Genomic DNA, 6,164 nt, shown 5'->3' on the forward strand with positions numbered 1-6,164 from the left:
GTACGAGCGAGATGAAAACGCTCTAAGTACATTCAGGGAAGTCTTGCGGCATAGGCAACCTGCAGGACAACCCCGCCAATCAAGCCAATCAGTCGAGATTCCGCAAATATTTGCGGAATGTACTTAGCTCCTCATGGATTGCCTGCGGTGGAATCCACTTTCGTTTCGGCCCTCGCCTTTTCGCGGGCCACGCGCGCGAGGGTCACGTATTTGCTGCGCAGTATCGCCAATTCCTCTTCTTCCAGCTCTTCCAAATCCAACAGCGTGTCATCGGCTTTTTCGATGGCACGGATGAGTTCGTCCAGTTTCACTTGGAGGGCTTCGGTATCCCGGTTCTGGGTGTGCTGAATCAGGAATACCATCAGGAACGTCACGATGGTGGTCGCCGTATTGATCACCAGCTGCCAGGTATCGCTGAATCCGAAGATCGGTCCGCTGACGACCCATACCAGGATCACGATCATTGCGATGTTGAAAGCCAAGGGCCGCCCCGACAAGCGAGAGAACAGTCTCGCGAACCGGTCGAACTTGGCGTTCCAGTAAGCGGTATTCTCGAGGTTCTTCTTAGCCCAGGCGGCGCATTTGACTAGAAAAGCAAGCATACGGATATACCAAGACATCGCGGCATTCCTCCAGATTTCGGATCTTTGTAGCTCATTGTTTTTAGATCGATCGGACCAAGCTTGAACACGACCGAGCGGCCCACTAGCCAGTGTAGGGTTTTGCCGCGTGGACAGCCAGAGGCGTTTTGAAAGAAATCAATCTCGGCGGCCGGCTTTGGTAAATCGGCCTGGATCCGGCAATAGAAGAAGAGAATTCGACTGAAACTACGCCGGCCGCCAGTCGGCGTTGATTTTGCCGTCGACAAGGCCGATGCGCCGGTCGGCGGCCGAAGCGAATGCAGCGTCGTGGGTCACGGCGACCACCGTCTTGCCCATTTGGTGAGCCAGATCGTGGAGAATCTGCCGCACCGTGGCACTCGATACCGAGTCGAGATTGCCGGTCGGCTCGTCGGCCAGAACGACCAGGGGATCGTTGGCCAGCGCGCGGGCGATGGCGACGCGCTGACGCTGCCCCCCCGAGAGCTGGTGCGGATGTTTCGCGCTTTGCTCGGCGACGCCCAGCCGAGCCAACAACTCCATGCCGCGCGAACGGATCGCGGCATCGCCGTGCTTGCCGAGCCGCCGCATCGGCAGCGTAACGTTGTCGAGCACCGAAAACTCGGCGAGCAGGAAATGGAACTGGAACACGAATCCCAGTTTCTCCAGCCGACGATTCGCCAACTCGTTCTCGCCGTACGCCGAAGTATCCTCGCCGTCCAGCCACACCCGCCCCGAGGTGGGAACGTCGAGCAGACCGAGCAGATAGAGCAGCGAGGACTTGCCGGAACCGGAAGGCCCCATGATGCAGACGAACTCGCCCCGCTCGATATCGAGGTTGATGTCCTCCACCAGGGTCACCGGAACTTCCCCGGCCAGCGTGCGCCCGAGATGCTCGGCGCGGAGAACCGCCGTCATGCGGCACCCCGCAGAATCTCCACGGGATGCACGCGGCCCGCGCGGCGTGCCGGCAGATAGGCGGCGAGAATGCACGAGACGAGGGCGAAAGCGGTGGCGATGGCGAATTGTTCCGGTCCCCACCAGATCGGCATCTGTACTTTTTCCGTAATGCCGGGCGGCCTGAACTCGATGGTCGACAGCAGCTTCATGAGTCCAGCCCCCAGAACCAGGCCGAATACGCTGCCCACCACGCCGATGATGACCCCTTCGTGCAAAAAGATGAGGCGTACATCGCGGGCGTGAAAGCCGATGGATTTCAGGATCGCGATATCGCGGGTCTTTTCCATCACGATGGTCGACAGGGTGTTGTATATCCCGAAGGACGCCACGATGAGGATCGCCGACACCACGCTGTACATGATGATGTTGCGTACGATCAGCACGCTCAAGATGTCTTCGGAGGCTTCGATCCAGGACACCGATTTGTAGCCGGCGACCGCTTCGATGCGCTGGGCGGCATCGCGGGCCTCGTAGGGGTCGTCGAGCTGGATGATCAAGCGGTTAACCCGATTGGGCCGGTCGAACATCACCTGGGCGCGCTTCAGCAAGGTGAACGTCTGGGTCTCGTCGTAGTTCGCGTTGCCGGTGCGGAAGATGCCGACCACTTTCATCGGACGGCTGGCGCCGTTCGCGGCGACCACGTTCACGTTGCGGCCCAGGCCGAGATTGAATTTCTGCGCCAGCCCCGTGCCGACGACGATTCCGTTCGGATTGGCCGCGAGCGCGTCGATCGAGCCTTCGATCATCTTCTCCTCGAGCGTCGACACCGTCTTCATCTTGTCCGGCACCACGCCCGAGAGGGTGACGCTTTCCTCCCGGCCGGCGAATACGAGCACGGCCGAACCGACCAGTACCGGCGCGACCTTCAGTCCGGGCATGGACTCCACGAATTCGAGTTTTTCGCGATAACCGCGGATGCCGCGCGTTTCCGTCTGCGGCTTGACGTTGCTGATCCGGACCGCGCCGCCCGCCCAGCGCAGCTCCGCCGGCTGCGTCCGGGGCAAGCGGTATTCGTCGTAGACCGTGATGTGCGGGCTGTTATCGATGAGACGCTTGATGAAGTCCTTCTCGGAACCGCGCATCAGGGACGACACCGCCAGGAAGAAGGCGACGCCGAGTATGACTCCGGTAAGCGAAACAAAAGTCTGGCGTGTGCGGCCCGTAAGATGCGTGAGCGCCACCTGGAGCTGGATGCGCATCAGGACACCGGCACGGGAGATGACGAACGGATACGGGCGGCGCGTCCGTCGCGAAGGTTTTCCGAAGGCGTCTCGACGACTTGAGCCTCCGGAGACAGTCCCTCGACGATTTCGGTACGAACGGCGCCGGTTACGCCGGTCCGCACCGGCTGCTGGTGTAGCCTCCCGTCCTCAACCACCCATATGGTGCCGTTCTGGACCGCGGTGGACGGTACCAGCAGGGCATTTTCCCGCTCGGAAACGATCAGGTTGGCGTCGACCGTCATGCCCACCTGCAACTTCTCCGGGTCGGCGAGCCGGATGCGAACCCGGTAGCTGCGTGCGATCGGGTCGCCCTTGGGCGTGATTTCGCTGACTTCGCCGTCGAGCACCTCGTCCGGCAGCGCGTCGGCGCGCAACACCGCCTTCTGCCCCACGCGTACCCGCAGGATGTCTTCTTCGTCCACCTCGGCCGTGACCCGCAAAGGCGCGCAACAAGAGAGATAGAACAGGGCCTGTCCGGCGGGAATGAACTGGCCGATCTCGCCGTCGCGCCGGATGATCAGGCCGTCCGCGGGCGCCGTGAGAGTCATGAAATCACGCTGAGCCCGCGCGCGCTCCAGCGCCGCCTCGGCCGCTTCCAGATCGGAGCGCGCCCGGTCCAGTTCGACTTTGGCGATGACATTGCGGCGCACCAGTTCCTGCAAGCGCTGATACTGCGTGCGCGCGAACCGCACGCGGGCGGCCAGTTCCTCGACCGTGTTTCTCAAATCCGCGTCGTCGAGTCGAGCGAGTACCTGTCCCTTACGCACTTGACTCCCTTCATCGACGTTGAGTTCAACCAAATGGCCTGCCTGCCGCGCCGCGATCGGCAGCATGACCGTCGGTTCCACGGTGCCGGTCGCGTAAATCGCCTCCACCGCGGGCCCGCGAGTCGGCGTCACGACGGTGACCGTGACAGGACCTTCGCGCCACCAATAAATTCCGCCGGCGGCAGCGAGCACGCCGATGGCAAGAATCCAGATCCACTTTCTTTGCATTGTTCGGAAGGGGAGAATGACGGTCGTCGATGGTGGGTCTATTGCTGGTTAATTGTTATAGCAAGAAAGGCGGCCCGGTTCCGGGCCCTGTCGAGACTGCCAGACTCGCCCGCATCGGGTTCTTGTAGAGGAAACATGCTCCCATTTTAAACGACATCGAGATGACGAAGCGCGGTCGGCTTGTCGATGCTCCCGACGATCACCCGTGCCGCTTCGAGAACTTTCTGCGACTTCATCGGATTGCCGCATGAACCGACGAAACCTCGGCAGTCTAATCGAAATGAAAGCATTATGCGGATGAGCCAAGATATGATCAGTCTGATCTTCGAATCCGAGCAGCTAGCGAAAACCACCAAGCTTGCACCGGCGCCTTTCTTCCGAATCACCGGCAATTTCATCAGCCAAGGGCCCAACGGGACAGTGGTCGCCAAATTCAGCAATCACTTCTGGGATATGCAAGGCCAGCAGCACTTCACCCAGTACGCCTGCCATGACCGGACGTCGATCCATTTTGAGGATGCGCTGGCAAACACCTCGGAAAGCTTCGGCCCGTTCGATGAAATCTCCGTTGCCGATGGAGTGGTCTACGCCAATGGCCAACTCTTCGCCCGGTTCACCGAGGAAACACAACTCTGGCATTGTTACAAGACCGATACCTATTGGTTGAGCATGATCATCGCGTCGCCGCCCTCGCTGTAGATTGAGTCTTCCTGCAAGGGATTCGACGCCACTATTTCGCTGGGTCCGTTCCCTAACTTAAAGCTCTTTCCCGGGCACTCCATTCCTGAAACGAGGCATAGGCTATGGCGAGCAAGGTCGGACCCAGAAATATGCCGAGGAAGCCAAAGGCCATCACCCCGCCCAAAGTTCCGAGAAACACCAGGATGAATGGCAGATGACTCCCTTTGCCGATGAAATAGGGCTTAAGAAAATTATCGACGAGCCCCACCACTAGAAGTCCCCAGAGCACGAGAAAGACGGCCCACCCCGTCGAACCCTTTCCGAACAGCCAGATGGCCGCGGGTAACCAGATTAATGCGGGACCGACGGGAATCAAGGACAGAACGCACGCCAGCACGCCGAGCAACAGGACGCGGGGGATGCCCGCGATCCACAACCCGATACCAACCAAAATCCCCTGAATCAGCGCGGTACCGATAACGCCGTAAACGACGCCTTTGATGGTGTCCCCCGCCACATGGAGTAATGCCGGCGCCCGTTGGCCGCCGACCCGGGTGAATAAGGGGGCCAGCCTTGTGGATAACGCGGCACCGTCCCGATACAAAAAGAACGCGATGAACACGCTGAGGCTTAAGTACAGGAGACTTTCTCCGAAGTTTGCCGCACTGCGCAACGCCCAATCTCGCAGGGGCATGAGGTACTTCAGCAACGCCTCGGTCAAGCGGGCGCCGCTCCCCGCCATCTCTTGCCAGTGGTCGTGCAGACGCGAACCCACAACCGGCAGCTTGGCTACCCACGCGGGTGGGGTCGGCGGTCCCTCGCTGAGGAGTTGCCGTGCCATCTCCACGAGCGCGGTCACGTCTTCCGCCAAACTGGTGCCGAGGAGCGCCAAGGGGACAATCAAGACGGCTGCCACTATCAGGACCATCAGTCCACTGGCCAATCCTTTCCGGCCCGCGACGGCCGATTCGATCCTTTGATAAACCGGCCACGTGGAAAAGGCCAGGATGACCGACCACAGGATCGCCGAAAGGAACGGACGCAGCACGACGAAACAGCCCAGGATCAATACGAGGACTACGGCGAAGCCGGCCCACTGGTCGACACGGTTTTCGCTCAGCACGTCGTTTTCTCAGATCGACTGGAAATGCCGAATCACCACCCGCTTACTGTTCGTAACGAAAGTCAAACCACATCGTCACCCCGGCAGGGAAGGGGCCGACTAAAGGCCCGTTTGCGATTGGGACTGCCGGGATCCGGGTTACAAGGATGTAGAGGGCAGGCCATCCTTGGCCTCTGGATTCCGGCACTCCCTGCCGGAATGACGGGTAATACTGGCATTGCTTTCTTCACTCACTGTAAAAGATAAGGAAAGGTCGAGCCCTGTCGTTCTCCAAAGCCCTTGGTAGTCTAAGAGGGTGTTTAGAAAGCGTCACGAGCGGCCCGAAGGCAAGCCTGTCCTGAGCTCCGTCGAAGGGTCCGTCCTGAGCTTGTCGAGGGGCTGCCCTCAGGCCGTGCAGTAGCTTCTCGCACACACGCTAAGCTAACCCACGACCTCTTTGGCTTCGGCATATCAAACTCAATCGTTATCACTCCAAGCGCTCGCATATCCGCGCGTTTCGCGTCAAGCCAAGGACTCGAACGCTGTCCAGGCTAGAGCATTTTCATACCTACTGTACGGGCATTCGCGCGTAGGTCGGGAATCC

Annotated in this window: 6 protein-coding genes; 1 reads left to right on the top strand and 5 read right to left on the bottom strand. The window is 60.0% G+C overall.

Going from position 1 to position 6,164, the window contains the following annotated elements; translation table 11 throughout:
- Window positions 1–131: 131 nt before the first annotated feature.
- The 4 genes from ABJK70_RS18475 to ABJK70_RS18490 form a co-directional block, all read right to left on the bottom strand.
- Window positions 132–620, bottom strand: a complete 489-nt coding sequence (locus ABJK70_RS18475; RefSeq protein ID WP_086134923.1) for a low affinity iron permease family protein — start codon at window positions 618–620, stop codon at window positions 132–134.
- A gap of 207 nt (window positions 621–827) precedes the next feature.
- Entirely contained in the window at window positions 828–1,517 is a 690-nt protein-coding gene (locus tag ABJK70_RS18480; RefSeq protein ID WP_156881085.1) for an ABC transporter ATP-binding protein, read from the bottom strand.
- Window positions 1,514–2,758: an ABC transporter permease gene (locus ABJK70_RS18485; protein WP_347258723.1), complete on the bottom strand. Its 1,245-nt coding sequence runs from the start codon at window positions 2,756–2,758 to the stop codon at window positions 1,514–1,516. Before ABJK70_RS18485 ends, ABJK70_RS18480 begins: the two co-directional genes overlap by 4 nt.
- Entirely contained in the window at window positions 2,758–3,777 is a 1,020-nt protein-coding gene (locus tag ABJK70_RS18490) for an efflux RND transporter periplasmic adaptor subunit (protein WP_347258724.1), read from the bottom strand. Before ABJK70_RS18490 ends, ABJK70_RS18485 begins: the two co-directional genes overlap by 1 nt.
- A gap of 297 nt (window positions 3,778–4,074) precedes the next feature.
- On the opposite strand from ABJK70_RS18490, the gene ABJK70_RS18495 reads away from it, so the two are divergent.
- The gene (locus ABJK70_RS18495; protein ID WP_133718698.1) at window positions 4,075–4,476 is read left to right on the top strand and encodes a hypothetical protein; all 402 of its coding nucleotides are present in this window, start codon (window positions 4,075–4,077) and stop codon (window positions 4,474–4,476) included.
- Between the two features lie 52 nt (window positions 4,477–4,528).
- On the opposite strand, the gene ABJK70_RS18500 is transcribed toward ABJK70_RS18495, so the two are convergent.
- The gene (locus ABJK70_RS18500; RefSeq protein ID WP_077731495.1) at window positions 4,529–5,581 is read right to left on the bottom strand and encodes an AI-2E family transporter; all 1,053 of its coding nucleotides are present in this window, start codon (window positions 5,579–5,581) and stop codon (window positions 4,529–4,531) included.
- Window positions 5,582–6,164 lie beyond the last annotated feature (583 nt).

It is taken from the genome of Methylocaldum sp. (assembly GCF_039794385.1).
In the GTDB taxonomy this organism is placed as follows: domain Bacteria; phylum Pseudomonadota; class Gammaproteobacteria; order Methylococcales; family Methylococcaceae; genus Methylocaldum.